Origin of the sequence: Nonomuraea ceibae, assembly GCF_019396325.1 — a bacterium.
GTDB lineage: Bacteria > Actinomycetota > Actinomycetes > Streptosporangiales > Streptosporangiaceae > Nonomuraea > Nonomuraea ceibae.
In genome coordinates this window covers 1-16,262 of record NZ_JAHKRO010000169.1, presented here as the reverse complement: position 1 = coordinate 16,262, position 16,262 = coordinate 1, and the positions used below count along the sequence as shown (strand labels likewise).

General features: G+C 67.8%; 20 protein-coding genes and 2 pseudogenes. 12 read left to right on the top strand and 10 right to left on the bottom strand.

All coding sequences use genetic code 11. The annotated features are described in order from the left end of the window. On the bottom strand, positions 1–879 hold an 879-nt coding region (locus tag KME80_RS46700), incomplete at its 3' end, for an FAD-binding oxidoreductase (RefSeq protein WP_219518389.1). Positions 880–1,014: 135 nt separating this feature from the next. Between KME80_RS46700 and KME80_RS46695 the strand changes: the two genes are divergently transcribed. Next, positions 1,015–1,596, top strand: a complete 582-nt coding sequence (locus KME80_RS46695) for a TetR/AcrR family transcriptional regulator (protein WP_219518388.1) — start codon at positions 1,015–1,017, stop codon at positions 1,594–1,596. On the opposite strand, the pseudogene KME80_RS53480 reads toward KME80_RS46695, so the two are convergent. Next, positions 1,526–2,064, bottom strand: a pseudogene (locus KME80_RS53480) (response regulator transcription factor). The gene KME80_RS46695 and the pseudogene KME80_RS53480 sit on opposite strands and share 71 nt — an antisense overlap. A gap of 72 nt (positions 2,065–2,136) precedes the next feature. Here KME80_RS53480 and KME80_RS53475 point away from each other — a divergent pair. Both KME80_RS53475 and KME80_RS51350 read left to right on the top strand, forming a co-directional pair. Then, positions 2,137–2,409: a tetratricopeptide repeat protein gene (locus KME80_RS53475; protein WP_219518386.1), complete on the top strand. Its 273-nt coding sequence runs from the start codon at positions 2,137–2,139 to the stop codon at positions 2,407–2,409. A gap of 183 nt (positions 2,410–2,592) precedes the next feature. After that, entirely contained in the window at positions 2,593–2,781 is a 189-nt protein-coding gene (locus tag KME80_RS51350) for a SpoIIE family protein phosphatase (protein ID WP_246646900.1), read from the top strand. Between the two features lie 318 nt (positions 2,782–3,099). Here KME80_RS51350 and KME80_RS46675 read toward each other — a convergent pair whose 3' ends face one another. After that, the gene (locus tag KME80_RS46675) at positions 3,100–3,306 is read right to left on the bottom strand and encodes a hypothetical protein (RefSeq protein ID WP_219518385.1); all 207 of its coding nucleotides are present in this window, start codon (positions 3,304–3,306) and stop codon (positions 3,100–3,102) included. A gap of 196 nt (positions 3,307–3,502) precedes the next feature. After that, complete coding sequence (locus KME80_RS46670; protein ID WP_219518384.1) at positions 3,503–4,165, bottom strand: maleylpyruvate isomerase family mycothiol-dependent enzyme; 663 nt, start codon at positions 4,163–4,165, stop codon at positions 3,503–3,505. A gap of 63 nt (positions 4,166–4,228) precedes the next feature. On the opposite strand from KME80_RS46670, the gene KME80_RS46665 reads away from it, so the two are divergent. Beyond that, on the top strand, positions 4,229–4,654 hold the full coding sequence (locus KME80_RS46665) for a MarR family winged helix-turn-helix transcriptional regulator (RefSeq protein WP_246646898.1): 426 nt from the start codon (positions 4,229–4,231) through the stop codon (positions 4,652–4,654). A gap of 679 nt (positions 4,655–5,333) precedes the next feature. Here the strand turns inward: KME80_RS46665 and KME80_RS46660 are convergent. Beyond that, complete coding sequence (locus tag KME80_RS46660; protein ID WP_219518373.1) at positions 5,334–5,492, bottom strand: hypothetical protein; 159 nt, start codon at positions 5,490–5,492, stop codon at positions 5,334–5,336. 71 nt (positions 5,493–5,563) lie between these two features. On the opposite strand from KME80_RS46660, the gene KME80_RS52420 reads away from it, so the two are divergent. Then, positions 5,564–5,689, top strand: a complete 126-nt coding sequence (locus KME80_RS52420) for a hypothetical protein (RefSeq protein ID WP_281427512.1) — start codon at positions 5,564–5,566, stop codon at positions 5,687–5,689. Between the two features lie 382 nt (positions 5,690–6,071). On the opposite strand, the gene KME80_RS46655 is transcribed toward KME80_RS52420, so the two are convergent. Beyond that, positions 6,072–6,866, bottom strand: coding sequence for an alpha/beta fold hydrolase (locus tag KME80_RS46655; RefSeq protein ID WP_308126226.1), 795 nt, complete (start codon positions 6,864–6,866; stop codon positions 6,072–6,074). A gap of 74 nt (positions 6,867–6,940) precedes the next feature. Here KME80_RS46655 and KME80_RS46650 point away from each other — a divergent pair, with 74 nt between their 5' ends. Both KME80_RS46650 and KME80_RS46645 read left to right on the top strand, forming a co-directional pair. Then, positions 6,941–7,570: a TetR/AcrR family transcriptional regulator gene (locus KME80_RS46650; protein ID WP_219518370.1), complete on the top strand. Its 630-nt coding sequence runs from the start codon at positions 6,941–6,943 to the stop codon at positions 7,568–7,570. Between the two features lie 86 nt (positions 7,571–7,656). Beyond that, positions 7,657–7,833 carry a hypothetical protein gene (locus tag KME80_RS46645; RefSeq protein WP_219518368.1) on the top strand — a complete coding sequence of 59 codons (177 nt, stop codon included), beginning with the start codon at positions 7,657–7,659 and terminating at the stop codon, positions 7,831–7,833. A 79-nt stretch (positions 7,834–7,912) separates the two neighbouring features. On the opposite strand, the gene KME80_RS53470 is transcribed toward KME80_RS46645, so the two are convergent. The 3 genes and pseudogenes from KME80_RS53470 to KME80_RS46630 all read right to left on the bottom strand — a co-directional run bounded on the left by KME80_RS53470 (position 7,913) and on the right by KME80_RS46630 (position 9,128). Continuing rightward, a complete protein-coding gene (locus tag KME80_RS53470; RefSeq protein ID WP_219518366.1) occupies positions 7,913–8,200 on the bottom strand; it encodes a peptidoglycan-binding domain-containing protein in 288 nt (95 codons plus the stop codon). A gap of 82 nt (positions 8,201–8,282) precedes the next feature. Continuing rightward, a pseudogene (locus tag KME80_RS53465) lies at positions 8,283–8,528 on the bottom strand (N-acetylmuramoyl-L-alanine amidase); the annotation flags it as partial. Between the two features lie 198 nt (positions 8,529–8,726). Beyond that, a complete protein-coding gene (locus KME80_RS46630; protein ID WP_219518364.1) occupies positions 8,727–9,128 on the bottom strand; it encodes an STAS domain-containing protein in 402 nt (133 codons plus the stop codon). 313 nt (positions 9,129–9,441) lie between these two features. Here KME80_RS46630 and KME80_RS46625 point away from each other — a divergent pair, with 313 nt between their 5' ends. From KME80_RS46625 to KME80_RS46615, 3 genes are all read left to right on the top strand, one after another. Further along, entirely contained in the window at positions 9,442–9,681 is a 240-nt protein-coding gene (locus tag KME80_RS46625) for a hypothetical protein (RefSeq protein WP_219518363.1), read from the top strand. 909 nt (positions 9,682–10,590) lie between these two features. Beyond that, on the top strand, positions 10,591–11,493 hold the full coding sequence (locus KME80_RS46620; RefSeq protein WP_219518361.1) for a hypothetical protein: 903 nt from the start codon (positions 10,591–10,593) through the stop codon (positions 11,491–11,493). Between the two features lie 103 nt (positions 11,494–11,596). Next, entirely contained in the window at positions 11,597–11,845 is a 249-nt protein-coding gene (locus tag KME80_RS46615; RefSeq protein WP_219518360.1) for a hypothetical protein, read from the top strand. A 463-nt stretch (positions 11,846–12,308) separates the two neighbouring features. Here the strand turns inward: KME80_RS46615 and KME80_RS46610 are convergent, their stop codons facing one another. Next, positions 12,309–13,469, bottom strand: a complete 1,161-nt coding sequence (locus KME80_RS46610; RefSeq protein ID WP_219518358.1) for a hypothetical protein — start codon at positions 13,467–13,469, stop codon at positions 12,309–12,311. Between the two features lie 755 nt (positions 13,470–14,224). Between KME80_RS46610 and KME80_RS46605 the strand changes: the two genes are divergently transcribed. Beyond that, positions 14,225–14,743 carry a hypothetical protein gene (locus KME80_RS46605; protein ID WP_219518356.1) on the top strand — a complete coding sequence of 173 codons (519 nt, stop codon included), beginning with the start codon at positions 14,225–14,227 and terminating at the stop codon, positions 14,741–14,743. A gap of 486 nt (positions 14,744–15,229) precedes the next feature. After that, on the top strand, positions 15,230–16,129 hold the full coding sequence (locus KME80_RS46600; RefSeq protein WP_308126225.1) for an IS5 family transposase: 900 nt from the start codon (positions 15,230–15,232) through the stop codon (positions 16,127–16,129). Positions 16,130–16,262 lie beyond the last annotated feature (133 nt).

The window sequence follows — 16,262 nt, the reverse complement described above, 5'->3', positions numbered from 1 at the left end:
GATGCCGCCGATGTCGCAGACGGCCATGTTCCGCCTGCTGTCGGAGAGCGGAGCGGGCAGGCGGTCCAGGAGGGCGAGCAGGTCACGCGCCTCGCTCTCGGAGCCGAGGTAGGTGGCGTCGATGGCGACCATGGGGTCGGCGCCCGGGAAGTGCAGAAGGTCGAACCATGCCGTCAGCTCGGGCGGGGCCGCTGCGGTGATCTGCCGGTAGGCGTCCATCACGCCCGGCGCGTGCTCGGCCGCCCACAGTATCCGGCCGCCGTACAGGCGCGGGGCGGGCCGCAGGGCCAGTTCGAGCGCGGTGACGACAGCGAAGTCGCCGCCTCCCCCGCGCAGCGCCCAGAACAGGTCGGGGTCGGTGCCTGCGGTCACATGCCGCTGGCGGCCTTCGCCGTCGACGATGTCGAAGGCTGTGATGCTGTCGGCGACCCAGCCGTACGCGCGGCCGAACCAGCTCAGCCCGCCGCCGAGTGCGACGCCGGCGACGCTGACCACCGGAGAGCTGCCAGGCAGGCCGGTCAGCCCGTGCGGCGCGGCGGCGGCCTGGAGCCGCCCGGACGACACACCCGCGCCGACGCGGGCGCGCTGGCCGGCAGGATCGATCTCCAAGGTCTCCAGCCGGCCGGTGCGCAACAGGATCGTCCCGTCGGTGCGGCCGGTCGCGCCATGGCCGTTGGGCTGGGTCGCGATGGAGAGCCCGGCGGAGCGGGCGTGCCGGACGAGCGTCGCGATGTCATCGGCGTCGGCGGCCTCGGCCACGGCTGCCACCGGCTGCTCGATCGCCAGGTTCCAGGGGCGGCGGGCGGCGTCGAAGCCGGGATCGCCGGGTAGCAGGATCCGGCCCCGGATGGCGGAGCGCAGGGTGTTCAGTGCGTTCATACTTGTTCGTCCTCAGGGTGATGTGCCGGGGGACGCGAATAACGCGACGAGGCGTCCCGTATGGCTTTGGCAAGAGCGTGCGCGATTGTCGGCCCGATTGTCAAACTGAACGTCCCGTCCCGATATGGTGGGGTTATGAACGCTCGCCGCCGTTCCGACGATCGGACCGAAACAATCATGCAGACCGCCCTCGACCTGGCCCGCGAGGTCGGCTACGCCAAGCTCAGCATGGAAGCCGTCGCCGCCCGGGCCGGCGTCGGCAAGGACACCATCTACCGCCGCTGGCCCTCCAAGGCCCAGCTGTTCCTCGACGCCGTCCTCGGCTCCAGAACCACAGACCTGGAGCATCCCGACACCGGCGACATCGTGGCCGACCTGCGCGAGGTCATGACCCGGGTCGCCGACCTGCTGGCCCGGCCGCCGTGGGGACCGCTCTACCAGGACCTCATCGGCGAAGCACAGCACAATCCCGAGGTCGCCGCCGCACTCAACCGGCGCTTCATCCAGCCGCAGACCGCCGACACCCTGGCCCGCCTCGAACGCGCCAAGGCACAGGGACAGCTCGCCCCCGACTTCGACCTGGATCTAGCCTTCGAGATCCTGTCAGGCCCGCTGTACTTCCGCCTGCTGATCACCCAGCAGCCGATCACCCCCGCCTACATCGACCGCCTGCTCCACACCCTCTTCGCCGGGATGGCGCCAGACCCCCATCCCTGATAGGCGCGGTGAGCGACCGCCGCCGAGATGTTCCCTCAGCGCCTTCAGCCGGAGTGAACGCTTCGACCAGCTGCCGGAGCACTGACCCGGCTATCGACGGGAACGCGCTCCCGGTGGACGCCATCGGTCGTGAACGTGTCCGCCGCGCTCTGACCAACCGCCCCCTCAGGGATCCGCTTTGGGCACCGGCGAAGACGAGGCCGAGTTCGTAGGCCAGGACGGCCGCCTGGGTGCGGTCGCGGGCACCGAGCTTGCCCAGGACATTGCCGACGTGTGTCTTGACCGTCTCCTTGTGACGTGCAGGGCGGCCGCGATTTCCGCGTTGTTCTGCCCGAGCGCGATGGGCCGCAGGACATCCAGCTCGCGAGAGGTCAGCTCGACCGGTACGCGTGGCGTGGCTGTACCGACGTGCGGGGAGGCGATGCGGCGCAGCGCGCCGGGGAAGAGTAGCGCGTCGCGTGAGTGCACCAGTCGGATGGCCTCCACCAGTTCGTCAACGGCGCGCGTTTCGAGCACGTAGCCGACGGCGCCCACTATGCGGTGGAGGATCTGCGCCGGGCCATTCCGCTGCTGGAGGCGATGCTGGCCGATCGGGAGCGGGTGCTGGGCGCCGACCACCCCAATACCCTGACCTTCCGTAACAACCTCGCCTACGCCTACCAGCCGGCCGGAGACCTGGGCCGGTCATCGTGCTGCTCGAGGCCACGCTGGCCGACTGCGGCTGGGTGTCGGGTGCCGACCATCCCACAACGCAGAACGGTTGGAGCCAATCGGGCAGCGGATTGGGATGGCGGTGAGAGCTTCAGCGGGTGAGTTCTGAGGCGGCGCCGGTTTGACGGAGTTGCCGGAGGTCGGGGTTGTGGTTGTGGTTGTACAGCCTCCTGGGCGCGACACGCCAACCCGACCCAGCCACGGGCCACGCCCACGTTCGCCTGGTTTCCGGCCCTCATCCTGCGCCACGGCAGGCAGGCCGACTTCCTGACCACCCTCTACGGCATGCTTGTCGGCGTCCTGGCCGACGCCCGGTTCCCCACCGCCACCACCACCCTCGCCCCCGGTGACGCCCTCCTGCTCTACACCGGCAGCCCCACCGAGGCGCGCACCAGGCCCCGTCGTGACAGCCTCTACGGCGACGACGCCCTCCTCGGCTTCGCCGCCGCCACGCCGCCGACGCCGGTAAGATAATCACCGCGCTGGCCCCGCTGCTGGCCGGCTTCGGTGACGGCCTCGATGATGACACCCGGCCCTTTTCGCACCCGGCGTCCCCGCCCACCCGCATTTCGGCCACGTAACGAATGCACCACGATGAGTTCGGTTGAGCATCACCCACAAAGACACCGGCGCTCACGGGTGCGCTGGCCCATGTGCGCCTTCTGTCACGCTTTCATCTTCTTGTGTTGTACGTCGGCAGCCTTGATCGGGCATGACACCGCCACTGCCCCCCAACGAGCGGGGGTGTCGAGAGCCCATTGCCCGGCTCGAGAAAGAAGCTGCGCACCGTCGTCAGCACGTCGCTCGCGCCGTCGCGTTCATCGTGGCCTTCGTGATGTTGCCGTACTCGTGGGTGGTGCGTAGGCCCCTGATGCGGATCCGCTGTTTCCTGCTGGCGGTGACCTCGGGGCTCAACTGCACCGAGCCGATGCCCGGCTGGTGGCGTTCGAAGTCTTTCCATAACCACAACCCCAACGCCGTGGCCAAGACAGTCAGCATGTTGTAGTCGACGCCCGGTTGCCCTCCCGCGGGTCAGCGACCAACAGATCCTGAACCGGCTGACAGACCAGGTGGTGGCGGCCGACCAACTGCTCGATCGTTGCGTGGTCGGCGAACAACGGACTGAACCTGTATATCGTCGCCGAAGCGTCACCGTCCCGTGTCAACGTCCTCGCGTTCGGCCCGGGCTTCTTCCTTACCTGTCCGCGGTGCCGTGCGGCGAGGGCAGGCGGGAGGTCAGCGCCGCCGTCCCCTCGCCCACCAGGTCGGGCAGCCCGGCGGCGCGGCCGCTCATCACCAGCACCAGCGACTGGATCGGCCCGCACACTCGCTGCCCCTCGCCGATCTCCCACGCGATGTCGGTCGCCACCAGGTGCAGCCCGCGCATGGCCTTGCGCGGCGAGTAGCCCGGCAGGTCACGCTCCCAGATGTAGGAGGCGGCCACCCGGGCTGGCCCGAGCGGCATCGGGTGCCGGATGCCCAGCGGCAGCGCGATGTCCTGGGTATGTACGAGCGCGTCGAACAACGGATCCAGCGGCTTGGTGGCGGGCGCCCGGCGCCGCGAGAGGGCCGAGCGGCGCACCAGTTCCAGCAGGTCGGCATTCGACGAGCGGGCGGCGACGCGGATCGCCGCGTCGCGGATGGTCCTGTTGAGGTTGCCGCGGGCGCGGACGAACTCAGCCAAAACCTGCCCGTAGGTGATGAACGGCGTAGAAGCCACGTGCGCCACCACATCCCGCACCCGCCAGCCCTGACACAACGACGGCTGCTCCCACTGCTCAGGCGTCAGGTCGTCGAGCACGTCGGCCAGGCTGAGGCGCTGCGCTTCGATGGCAGCCCAGACCTCGTCGCCGTCCATGACCCCTCCCACTTAATAAGGTAGCCTTAATATAATGCAGCCTTAGCAAAAGGAGAAGCCCCTTTGGCCGCCACGCATCCGCCCCACGTGCACGCCCTGCTATACGAGGCCTACCTGCGCGTGTCCGACGTAGTCTTCGAGGGCGTCAAAGCGATGGACGTGCGCGTGCGGCCGTCGCACTCAGCGGTGTTCTTCCACATGGAGCACGAGGGCATCCGGCTCGGCAGACTGGCCGAGAAGGCCCAGATGACCGCGCAGGCGATGGGCGAGCTAGTGGACGACCTGGAGGAGTTCGGCTACCTGTGCAGGGTGCCCGACCCGACAGACCGGCGGGCAAGACTGATCGTCTTCACCGAGGAGGGCGACGCCGCCCTGCGCACCGGCTACAAGATCATCGATGACGTGGAGCGGCGCATGGCGGAGTTGCTGGGCTCGGACAGATTCGCGGAACTGCACCGCATGCTCACCCGGATCATCGCCGACTTTTGAAACGGCCATTGATCGCAGCCTCGCCCCCGATTTTGCCCGACGTGCTCCTTGCGAATCTGACGGTGCTCGCCGAGTTCAGCCGAGCAGCGGCCGGAGCGCTCGCGGCGGGAACTGACCGGCAGGAGCAGCGCCGAGTTGGAGCAGGCCCGCACCGTGCAGGAGCAGAGGGCTGGGGAAGGATTTAGCTGGGTGTCGCATCGTGCCTTGAATCGGGGTCCCAGTAGCAATGAAGAAGACTCCAACGAAGTAGCTTCCGACTGGGTTGATACGAAATCTCTTTGGCTAAGGTCGCGATTCGCTCACGGTGTGGACCATGAGCGACGACAAGCCGAAGTTCGGGTCGCGGGCGGTCGCCCGTTTGGGCCCCTCCGCTCCCGACCCCGGCAGGATCGGAGGTCGAGAACGAAGACCATGTCGTGGCGGAGCGCGAACCCCTGCGCCGGGGCGGGCCGTAGGGCCGGCGCTGCGAACGAAAGCCCCAGCAGGGCGGGTGCCCACCAGGTGAGATTGCCCTGCTGGTCATGGTTCGCCGTGATTCGTTACGTGGGCAAGATGGTGCCGCGGTCTCGGTGGAAGGCGTTTCCGGCGACCCAGAATCCGCTGGCGAGCAGCACTCAGCCGGTGGCGTTGACGATCGTGGACAGGTAGCCGCCAAACATAATGACGGGGAAGGCGGCGATCACCGCCGCGGCGGCCCAGCGGGGCACCGCCTGGCCCGCCACAGCGCGATCCCCATCAGCACGGCTCCCAGCGCCATGAGCGGAACGAAGAGCTCCCCCGCCAGCTCGGGCGCGACGAAGGCGTCCATCCCGGACAGGACCTTCTCGGCCTGTTGCACCCCCCACTCTTGTAGGCGGCCACGGCCGCGGCGTCGTGTCCTGCCCCGTGAAGGAGACAGCGCCGAAACCCATGACGGTCAGCACCAGCCCGGCGGTCCCGAGGCGGTGCGAGGAGCGCCTGGCCACCAGGCCGGTGACGATCGGACAGGTGGTGACGGTGACGGCGAAGAGGAGGAGCATCGCGAAGGCCACCTGAAGCCGGTCGGCTGCGGCTTTCGGGATCCAAATCGGAAGGTCCTCGGAGAGCTGGTATGGGACGGCCAGTGCCCAGCCGGCCATGGCCACGGGCCGACGGGGGCCAGCAGGCCCAGCAGGCCCAGGATGCACGGGGGTGCGGCCACGGCCGCGTGCGTGGGTGGTGATGGCTCGACGGTAGGTTTCGCGGCCTTGCCGCATGATGAGAGCGCCGGCGACCTCGCCGTCGGCCACCCGCTGGAATGGTGGCCGAGTGTCGACCAGCCTCGCGCCGCCGGCGACGGCGGCCCTGTGCCGGGTGCAGCCGCTGGCGGTCGGCGGCGAGAGCCTCGTCGATGCTCACGACCCCCACCTTCGGCGGTCGATCTCGGCGAGGTGGGCGTCTAGGGGGTGCGGGGCTCGACAGCCGTGGCGAGGAAGTCGGTGAGGGTGGCGGCGAGTGTGTCTGAGGCCGGGCCGTGCCACTCGCCGGGGAGCGTGCGGTGCTCGCTGTCGGGTAGCTGGGCGGCGACGCCGACCGCCCAGGTACGCAACCGCTGGTCGCTGCCCGTGCTGTCGATGACCAGGGTGGGGACGGTCACGGTGGACAGCAGCCGGGTGGTCATGGAGCCGGTAACCCGCAGGTCGTAGGCAAGCGTGTGCGCCAGGTCCGCCAGCGCCGGCCAAGCCGGGTCCTGCCGCAGCCCGGCGACCATCGCCTCAGGTACACCGATGCCCCGGTGAAAGTGCTCGATCGCGTCTCCGCGCCGGCCCGCGGCGATCAGCTCGGCAAGTTCGGCCTCCAGGTCGGAGGGGGGCGCCGGAACGTCCTGGAGGATGACGGGCGGCTCGAGCAGGGCCAGCCGGGAAATCGTGACCCCGGCCGCCGCCGCGTGCAGGGCGAGCACCGCCCCGGAAGAGAAGCCGTACACCGCCGCGGCGCCTCCTGCGGCCTCGATCACGGCCTGCAGATCCTCGACCTCGCGCCGCACTGCGTACGGCTCGGTGTCGGTGCTGTCGCCGCGGCCGCGCCGGTCGTAGGTGAAGACCGTGAAGTCGCCGGTGAGAAGCTCGGCCAGCTGCCGCATCGGCCCGAACCCGCGAAAGCAGCAGGCGGCGTCCACCAGCACCACCGCCGGGCCGGTGCCGGCCCGGTCGTAGGCGATCGACGTGCCATCCGGTGACCTGGTGGTATCCACGGGGCTCCTCCTCAGCTCGAGAGCCATTACTGTACAGTTCGGTACAGGAATGAGCAACGAAAGCGAGGAAGGTCATGGTCGGCGTCCCGTCCGCCCGCAAGCGCGAGGCGATTCTGACCGCGGCCCGGGAAGTGTTCCTGCGCGACGGCTACGGCGGCGCCGCGATGGACGACATCGCCGGTCGGGCCGCCGTGTCCAAGGTGACCGTCTACAACCACTTCGCGGACAAGGAACGGTTGTTCGTCGAGGTCATCACCCAGGCCATCCGCGAGGCCGAGAGCCAGACGCAGGCGATCATCGAGAAGCTGGCCACGAGCGACGATCTCGAGCGGGACCTGCGCCGGTTCGCACGCCAGCACCTGACCGTCGTGCTCCAGCCGCATCTGGTTCAGATGCGCCGCGTCATCATCGGCGAGGCAGACCGCTTCCCCGAGCTGGCCCGCGCCTGGCACCAGGCCGGTCCCCAGCGGGGCGCGACCACCTTGGCCCGGGTCCTCCAGGAGCTGACGCGCCGCGGACTGCTGCGCGTGCCCGACCCGCCACTCGCCGCCGAGTACCTCAACTGGCTCATCCTCTCGGTACCCCTCAACAGGGCAATGTTTCACGTCACCGAAGCACCACACAGCCCACGCCAACTCCGCTGCTACGCCGACGAAGCGGCACGGATCTTCCTCGCCGCCTACGGCACGGCACAGTTGCGCTAGATGTACTTGGCCATGACCTTGGTGTCAGTCGGCTGATCGGTGCTCGGCCGCCGAGGCGCCGGACACGATGAGCTGAACGATCAAACTTGGGCAGGCCGCCGGTCAGGAGCGCGCCGAGCAGGACGAGCGGCCACAGGAAGGCGATCATCAGGGCGACCGCCTCGGTCCTGACGCGCTGGAACCAGTCGTCGGCGTCGTACGCGTCGTCACTCAAGAAGGCGGTGACCGTCAACCGGACGGTGACGATGTACCCCGCCGCGTAGACCAAGGCGACGACCCAGCCGGTCACTGGCCCGCCCCGCGCTCGACGCCCCGCGCCGGCCGGGCCGACCTCCTCAGTCCTCACTTCTTCGCGTTGCCCTTCGCCCAGATGGCCTTGTCTACGCTGCCGGTCACGAGCAGGCCGGCCTTGTCCTGGAACTTCTTCGCGACGGCCGTCGAGCCAGGCCCATACAGGCCGTCGACGTCGACGTCGTAGCCGAGCTCGTCGAGGCAGCCCCGCCACGCTCGACATCGGCGCCCTGCATGTACGGCTTGCCTTTCTTGTAGACGAGGGTGCGCGATCAGGTGGTGGGCTTGGCCGGCTTGCCGTCCACATCGGCCTTTGCGAGGGCGAGGAATCTGTCCCACGGGAAGTCCTTGCCGGGGTCGGTGTGGAGCCGGTGCCCGGGTAGGCGCGGGTGACGTCACAGTGGGCGCAGAACCCCTTCTGCCCGGCGCGGACCTGGGCGGGAGTGAGGTGCCGGATCGAAATGTTGTACGTCTTCACCCATGCCGCGGCGACCTCGGCGGCGTTCTTCAGGGTGGCCATGCTGAAGGCATCGAGCCACTGGGCGCGACTCTGCCGGGCGTAACCGGTGAGCTCGATGTGCAGGCCGGAGGCGTTGGCGTTCGGGGCAGGCCACGCGGTGTCGCCATCGTCGACGCACCGCACTGCGCTGTTGGAGTCGACGCACACGTCCGCGTTTCGGGCTGCTGGTGGCGAACCAGTTGGCGACCGCCTCGGCCGTGGTGGGCTTCTCGGGGGCCTCCATGGAGTGCATGACGATCAGCTTGATCGGGCTGATGCGGCCGTTGTGGTAATAGCGGGCCTGGATCTTCTTCATCAATCCCCAGCGGGCGACTTACGGATGGGGAGCGGGGGAGGAGGCCCGGTTCAGACGCTAACGTCGCCTCGGGTTTCGGGGGCGGCCGGCGGACGAGGTCGCGCGAAGGCCAGCATGGCGGTGATGGCGTGACCGAGGGTGTCGTAAAGGGGCAGGAATTGGCCGACGCCAGTGATCTGCAGCATCCGTGCGGGGGCGGGTTGAATGTTGGCGAGGTGAATTTCGCCGCCGTGCTGGTGAGCGAGCTTGCGGGCGTTGAGCAGGACGTTCAGGCCACTGCTGTCCAGGAAAGGCATCTTTTGAAGATTGAACACAAGGTGGTCGCCGGGCGCCCGGCGTAGCTGAGCGATGTAGGCGTCCAGGTGGGCGGAGGTGGTGGCGTCGACGTCGCCAACGACGGAAATCACGGCGCCGCCGGGCAGGTGCTGGCAGGACAGTGTGAAGGGCAGCATGGGGACCCGCCGATCAGCGCGCCTGGATGGCCCGCGTGTAGGTAGAAGGCATCGGGTTCTTCCGTGATGTCCCGGCTGGGGGCGGGGAAAAGTTCCGTCGCAGTTTCATACTAAGCCGGAAGGTGACTACGGGAAAGAAAGCTTCTAGAACAGTGGATGGGCGGCGGCTTGCCGTGACATCGTCGATCAGCCGGGCCTGTCCAGGTCCGGAAACAACGTGAGACGTGGTTGAACGTGACGAAACCGGACGACCGTTCCTCGTGGACATTCCTCACCCACCATGCCCGGGGTGCTTTGGCACCCTGATGCCCGGTTGCGCGACATCGCTGCGGCTATCGGCATCACCGAGCGAGTGGTGCAGGCATCGTCACCGACTCACGAGGCCGGCTACCTGACCCGGGACCGGGTGGGCCGGCGCAACCACTACCAGATCCATCCCGAACAACGCTTTCGCTATCCGACCGACGCGGCAGTTGTCCGTCGGTGCCTTGATCGCCCGGTTCGCCGTCTCGCAGTGTTGATCAACGGCGTATCGGAGCCGGACAACCGATGATGCCCCCGGCGAAGGGTTCAACGGCCAAGAAGAAGCTGTAACCGGAGACCTCGTGGCCACCATAGCGGTACGCAGCGGTTCGACCTCACCGATGCGCAATGGGCGCGGCTGGAGCCGTGACGTCATCGCCTCCACCTGCGCCGGGTGCTGCCGGGGCCAATGACTGGAACAACTCCTGGCCAGACATATCTGCGACGGGTAGCCGCCACGCCCGTCGGCTCCCCAGGTGGCTCCGTGCTGCATGACGAGCCCGGCTTGCCGTCCTGTTCGTTGACATGCTGCCCTCAGGTATCGCCTTGGAACGGTAGTCCGTATCGTTCGATCATGTCCGCCTCGTCGTCCTTGCCTTGCCGCGCGAGCAGACTGAGCAGATTCCCGGCGGCGTTGAGAGACGTCGTGACCAGGGCACGGTGCTCTGCGGTCTGACCCTGCTCGGCGGGCAGGTTGGCCAGCTGGTGAGCGGCCTCGTAGTGGCCCGCCTCGGTCAGCCGCGAACACCGAAAGTAATCGCTGTCACTCAGCGCTACATTGCGTCCGGGTCGGGCCGACCCAAGCGGTGGGCCAGGGCGGCACCCGTCGCCAGGGCGGCATCTTCGTGATCCATGAGGTAACCCTGCCGTTTCTCATAATGGTGGCGGCGCGCCTGCTTGTCTCAGGTGCGTAGCCCGGCCCGTTGATCCGCCCGTGGGCATCCGCTGACGCACCCTCCACCCTGCGGTCAGTCGCGGGAAGAGCCTGTGGCGAAATGCACATTGAGCCCAGCTGTCCTAGTTTTCGCAAGAACCCTGAAGGCAAGGCCGAATAGGCTGGTTCTGGTTCCCATCGCCGTTCCGCAGGGGTACAGGGGGCGTTGATTTGTCTTCACGATGGCAACGCATCCGGGCAGCATTTGTGGCCCCGATTCCTGTCTTGCTGTTGTCGGGCCTGGTATACGCGATCTACTGGTGGGGCGAGTATCCCCGGTCGCCGTCCGATGACGATCTGATGCCGTTTCAAGTTGCGGTCGAGCAACCGACTGTCGGCACCTCAGCCATGCTGACCAGCCGCACTCTCCTCGTCCAGCAGCACACCCGCACCGGCCAGACCCAGCCCTTCTTCGACGACGAACCGGCTTCCGGCTACTTCACCGTCTCTTTCAACAGCGCCCAGACCATCCGGCAAACCTTCCGGTTCGCGCTGGACGAGCGGTTGAGGCCGACCCGCTTCAGCCTCGGCAAGCCGTCACGCGAAGGCAGAAGCGAGTCGGTGTTCCTGCCCGTCTCCTCTACCGCGCCGAAACCCGGCGGCGGGCGCAAGCTCGCCGCCTGGACGGAGACCGGCCGATCCAACGGCGTCGACGATTTCTCAGTGGTCGTCGTGCCGGTCCACCGGCCGGCCGGCGAGTACATGCTAAGCATCGCGTTCGACTTCCCGGTGAAGACCGTCCGCTATCACCAGCACTGGGGCGAGAACAAGATCTTCCTGGAAATCGAGGATTCGCTGTACGGCTTCAGGCAGGAGTATCCGGACCTGGATTTCGTCGACACGCGGAAAAGCGCCACTCCTGTCGCCAGTGAGGTCCGATACCACGAATCCAACGGCAGCATCACGCTCTCCGCGCCCGCGCCAGACGTTGAGCTCGCGTCTTTACGCTCGATGCAATGGGCCCGCGACAACGGCGGCATCTCAGTACAGTTCCTGGCCGTCGACAACACCGTCACCTTCTGGATGGACCGGATCGCGGACATCGCCATCCTGATCCTCGGCGCCGCGATCGGCATCCTCATCACCCCACGGCCAGAGCCCCCGGGGCCGCGTGGTAGCTCTGCATAGGAAGGTGCTGACGACTGCGGTCTCACATCCCCTATAGCGTGCAGGAGCAACATGACCTCGAGCGGGAACGGGCTCTCACCACGCTCGTCCAAGGCTTCACTGCATGAAGCGCGTGGCGGAACGAAAGCTACCCGATCAAGTCAAGGCCATCGCCGGACTGTGGCGCGACGCCCATGTCGGCCAGCCGACGCCTGGCCCGGCCAGCCGTATGGCCGACGAGCACGCCGACCTGTTCTGTGTCGAAGGCACGGTGCTGGCCGCTGGCATGCCCTTCGCTTTCGATCACGCCTGCTGCGTCAAACGCAGCGAGCGATCAGGTGATCGACCCACACTGCTCAACGGTGCCGCCTAGGCATACCTCGACATCGCCCTCACTTACGACTACCAGCGCGAACAGCGGGCCTGGCGCGGAGCGGATGCCGTCATCACCGGCGGCGGACTCAACCTGGCCGACAGCGCCGAGGCGCTACGCGGTGGGCTGTCCAGCCACGCGTGCCTTTCATCGGCCGTCCGCTGCCGCGACACAGCGCCGCACCAAGCATGACCATGCCACAAGGCCGCCCCATCGTCTCCCCGCCGACGCCTCTGCCGTCCGCATATCCGCATCGCCGACGCTCCGCCTGCTCACGGTGAGTCCTACGCCCAGATCAAGGGCTTGCGCACAGTGCCCAGTGACCCGCGGCCCGCGTCCGGGCCGCTGAGGTCGTCTTCCGGGTGCTGTTTGAGAAGCTCGGCGCCGACGTTCTCCGCCAGACCCGTGACTGCGCGTCGGAGAGCAGGCCGAGGCGAAGGTGCGCCGGTTGCTCACCCGAGCGCTACCCGAAAATGGGCCTGGGTGGCGGGATGACAAACTCCTGGTCGGGGGCCTCAATCTCGATCCACATCGAGGGCTCTCGCAGGTACGAGGCGCCGTACCCGGTCACCTGCCTCAACGCTGCGATGAACTGGCGCATCTGCAGCAGCGTGGCCTCAAGCCGACGCATCATCGTGTCAGGGTCCAGATTGCCGACCGGGACGCGGCGGATATGAGCCGACGCCGGGAGTGCACTCGGGTTGGTGGTCGGTTCCAGGGACAGCATGGGCACCGACCGGCTGGCCTCGATCAGGTCGGGCAATACCGTCTCCAGCGGCCACTCCATGTCCGCTTGGATGAAGCGGGGCCGCAGGTCGTCTCGCAGGCCCAGCGCCCGCCGGTGAACGTCCGGCGCGATGCGGCAGATGCTAGCGATCACCCGATCATGGTTCCATCGTTCGACGAACTGGCGGACCTCTTTCATGAGCCGAACGTCGTCGATGGAGCGAGCGTTAGCGGACAGCCGCCCGATCTCGGAGAACAGCGTGAACGTGGACGGACGGGGCTCCACCGCATCCGGTTTTCCCCATCGCGGACGTATCCCGGCCGCCACCTGCAACTCGGTGATGGGGATCCGCAGAGCCTCCAGGTCTCTGGACAGCAGCCCGCGCAGATGCTCCCGTTCCACCCGGGAGGCGATATGGCGGGAGACGCCTTGCAGGACCAACACTGCGGTGGGGGCGCCCAGCAGGAAGGCGGCAAGGCCCGATGCCAGGTTGGTGGTGAACGGCATCGACTCCCAGATATGGTCCAGGTCGCCGTAGACACCCGCGCCTGTCAGGGCCGCGCCGGCGGCCCACATGGTGATGAACCCCCACCGTACCCGCCGGCTCGCTGACCGCCACGCCTGGCCCAGCAGCCCCATCAGGTCCGGCTCTCCCCGCCGCCGGTCTAACCCCCTCCGTGGTGTCACAACCCGGTAACGCAGAAGGCTCCGGCCAGGTTCCCGGGAGAAGGCCCTTGTCACCTCTATGCCGATACCGCTGAACAGATTCTCCATAATCTGCGGGATATCGCTCGGCACAGGTGACAGTTGCATCTGCTCGCTCCCGAGCGGCGTCTGCGAGCGCGCTTTCGAGGGCAGCGGCGCGGGCAACGACATGCCGTCCGTCAGCGCCAGCAACTACACGGCCCAGTGGCGGGCTCAGGTCAAGGAGTTCTTTGTCGACTCCTGCCTCTCCGGCAAACCCAAGCCCGTCCCCGGTGACCTTCCCGACCCGAGCACAGCGCCATCCACGCCCTCGCCGGCACCGAGCTCCACACAGTCGCCCACACCGACGCCCTCAGGCTCAAACTCCGCATCCTGACAGGCCGGCCCACGAACGCGGGGGGACGACTTACTGGTGTGTCGGTGGGAGGTGCCGGTCTAGGACGTCGGCCCGTTCCGGCAGGGTGACGAACCCGCCGCCGTGCAGGCGGCCGGCCTGCAGGGCGACCAGGTCGATGAGCGCGGCACCGAAGGGGGTTCCGGCCTGGTCGGCGGGCAGGGCCCGGGGGCTTGAAAGCGGGCGTGCGCATCCGGAAAGAGTTGCTGGGCCCTCTCGTCTCTGCGGCGCATCCGTTCGGCGCCTTCGGTGAGCCGTCCTCAGTGCGCCATGTGGTACGGGCAGTCCTCAGTGTGAATCTGCACGACGATCACGCCGTTCTCGGTCCAGGAGGTGCCGACCTTGCCGTCGGTCACCGGTTCGGTAGCCTGGCGCGTCGGCCACGGGCGAATCACCGGCTCCTGCGGATCGGTCTGCGTGACGTCATCACTTCGAAGGGGAGAAGCGGACGTGCGGCCGGTGCTGGGGTTGGCGGGCCAGGCCCTCGACCGCTGCCGAACCACCGGTGATTACTCACAGCATGCAATAACTACTCTGTGTAATATTTGCGGGCATGAACTCCCCATCGCGTGGTCTGATCACGTTCCTCACCACCGCCACCCTCATCGCTGTTCCGCACGCAGCGGCCGCCGCCCCGTCCTCGCAGAATCCGCCCAGAGGCTGCGCCGAGAAGACGTACACCTCGGGCAACTACTCTGCCAGGGTCACGCTCTGCCTGACCGAGGCGACAAAGAGGCACGTCTTCGGCCCGGACACCCTGGAGCCAACGGACACCGTCACCCTGAAGTGCTGGTATCGCGGGTTCCTCTGGAACAATGCCAACTGCGTGATGAATTCGAAGCTGTCTCTGCTGAAGGACGGCGTCCTGGCCTGGACCGAGGCCCGGCAAAACATCGTGGACATCGCCCGCGGCGGCACCACTAACACCGTGACAGACCATTACGCGTGCCGGGCGAACGGCGAGTACGAACTGCGTCTCGAAAGCGGGCGCGTGGCAGTCGTTGGCGGGGCCGCCGGCGGTGCGCAGCTGGACATGCCGATGTTCTCGGTCAAGGCGCGCGGCTGCCGCTAACCCCATGCGCGGTGGCGGTCGAGCAGGACGGCCACCTCGGACACTGCGCGATGCACGGCCAGCCGCGCGACCACAGCCCTGGTCCGCGGTGGTGCGCTCGCTGGGGCATGTCGGCCGATAGGTCGAGCATCCGATGCGCGGCGCCCGCCACTTCGTCGGGTTCCCCGGCGTCAGCCAGGTCGACGGCGAGCGAGGACAGAGACAGCGCGAGCTCGCGCGTGTGGGAGGCGTCGTAGCGGCCGAGAACATCGATCTGCAGCGGGATAGGCCCTCCGCTCGAGGCCGTGATGGTTTGCGCGGCTGTGCCCCCTCGTTGGCGGGCCAGGCCCTCGAGGGCCTGGCCGGCTGAGAGAGGAAGGGTGTCGGGCGGGGTGGGGCTAGAGCCTGTCTCGAAGTGTTGATCAACGGCGTGTCGTAGCCGGACATACAGAGAGGTCTCCGGTAAAGGGTTCAACGACCAAGAAGAACCTGAACTCCGGAGACCTCGTGGCCACCTTAGCGGTGACGCGGCGGTTCGACCTCACCGATGCGCAGTGGGCGCGGCTCGAACCGCTGCTGCCCACGGGCAAAAGACCAGGCCGGCCATCGCGGTGGAGCAAGCGCCAACTGATCGACGGGATCCGCTGGCGCGTACGAGTGGGCGCACCGTGGCGGGACGTGCCCGACTGCTACGGCTCCTGGCAGGCGGTCTACAACCTGTTCCGCCGCTGGCAGCGCGCCGGCGCCTGGCAGCAGATCCTCACCCATCTGCAGACCCTGGCCGATGCCGCTGGCTTGATCGGCTGGCAGGTCGGCGTGGATTCCACCGTCTGCCGGGCCCATCAGCATGCGGCCGGCGCAGCCCGGCACGGCCACCAGCAGGCTGAGCCGCCCGGCGGACTGCAGTCTGAGCCCGCCGATCACGCCCTAGGCCGCTCCCGGGGCGGCCTGTCGACCAAGCTGCACCTGACCTGTGAACACGGTCAGCGTCTGCTTGCCCTGGTGGTGACAGCTGGGCAGCGCGGCGACGCGCCACAGTTCCCCACGGTCATGGCTGCCATCAAGGTGCCCCGGCTCGGGCCCGGCCGCCCGCGCACCCGACCCGAGATCGTCCGCGCTGACAAGGCGTACTCCCGCGCGATCCGGCAGCAGCTGCGCGCCCGCAAGATCCGATGCACCATTCCCGAGCCGGCCGACCGCATCGCCGCCCGACAGCGGCGCGGCAGCCGCGGTGGGCGTCCTCCGTCCTTCGATGCGGCCGACTACCGCGCCCGCTCAGCTGTCGAGTGCGGCATCAATCGGCTCAAACGCCATCGCAGCATCGCCACCCGGTACGACAAACTCGCCGTCCGTTACGAAGCCGCCGTCCACATCGCTGCCATCAACGACTGGCTCACGATCCTTTGAGACACGGCCTAAAAGTTGTTGCAGAAGTGCGTGTATGAGCTGGTCAGTGCGTTCTGCGGCAGTGGTGCTCATGCCGTGAGGGCGAGGTTGTGCATGTGTGCGACGGCTTGGACCGCGTGGTGGAGTCCGGCCC